Raw genomic sequence first — 1063 nt, 5'->3', positions numbered from 1 at the left:
GGCGCTGCACCAGGGCACGCAGACGGTGCCGGCCGATTTCATCGGCGTGGTGAATCCGGCGCACCCGCATGCAGACAACCACGCCGCGCTGCTGTCGAACCTGCTCGCGCAGACCGAAGCGCTGGCCAACGGGTTTTCCGCCGAGGATCCGCAGAAGTCCTACCCCGGCAATCGGCCATCGACGCTGCTGCTGCTCGACCGGCTCGACCCGCGCAGCCTCGGCGCGCTGATCGCGCTCTACGAGCACAGCGTCTATGCGCAGTCGGTGCTGTGGGGCATCAACGCCTTCGATCAGTGGGGCGTCGAACTGGGCAAGCGCATCGCCGGCGAACTGCTGCCCGCGGTCCAGGGCCAGGACGTCGAGATCGCCGACCCGGTCACCCGCGCCCTGCTCGACGAACTGCGCGCACGCCGCAACGCCTGATCCGCGTCGACCTCCCGCGCGCGTTCGGGGCGACACGCGTAGCGCGTCAGGTGGGGCATGGCTTGTCGCACAAAGCGCCCCCATCCCAGCCTTCCCCCGCATGCGGGGGAAGGAGCACAAGCCAGCCTTCTCCCGTGTGCGGGGGAAGGCGCACAAGCCAGCTTCCCCCGTGTGCGGGGGAAGGGGCACAAGCCAGCCTTCTCCTGTGTGCGGGAGAAGGAGCACAAGCCAGCTTTCCCCCGTGTGCGGGGGAAGGAGCACAGGCCAGCCTTCTCCCGCTTGCGGGGGAAGGGGCACAAAGCGTATCCGTGCGTGTGGGAGTCGGCCGCGCGCCGCATGCTGAAGCCACCTCCCCCGCGTGCGGGGGAGGTCGGCGTGCGCAGCGCGCCGGGTGGGGGCGGCTTTGCGGCCCTGTCATTCCACCAACGCTGACCTGCCGCCAAGACAACCGTCGTTCGCCAACCGCGATCGACCGAACGCCGCATGCGATGTGCGGCGTCGTCACCGCGCGTCGTGCTGCGCCAGCGCCCATTCGACATGCTCGTCGACCAGCGCATCGCCCGAATGCCGGCGCGTGCGCAAGGCGGCAATGGTGTCGGGGGCGGTCGGCGCGTTGCCCAGCGCGACGGCGATATTGCG

Annotated in this window: 2 pseudogenes; one reads left to right on the top strand and one right to left on the bottom strand. The window is 70.1% G+C overall.

Features of this window, described 5'->3' with window-relative positions:
* Nucleotides 1-424: pseudogene (locus ACOJUJ_RS06265) on the top strand (glucose-6-phosphate isomerase); the annotation flags it as partial.
* Between the two features lie 501 nt (nt 425-925).
* Here ACOJUJ_RS06265 and ACOJUJ_RS06260 read toward each other — a convergent pair.
* Nucleotides 926-1063, bottom strand: a pseudogene (locus tag ACOJUJ_RS06260) (tRNA epoxyqueuosine(34) reductase QueG); the annotation flags it as partial.

It is taken from the genome of Longimicrobium sp., from assembly GCF_048594345.1.
In the GTDB taxonomy this organism is placed as follows: Bacteria; Gemmatimonadota; Gemmatimonadetes; order Longimicrobiales; family Longimicrobiaceae; genus Longimicrobium.
Note: the sequence above shows the minus strand (reverse complement) of the source record. Positions and strands in the feature narration are given on the sequence as shown.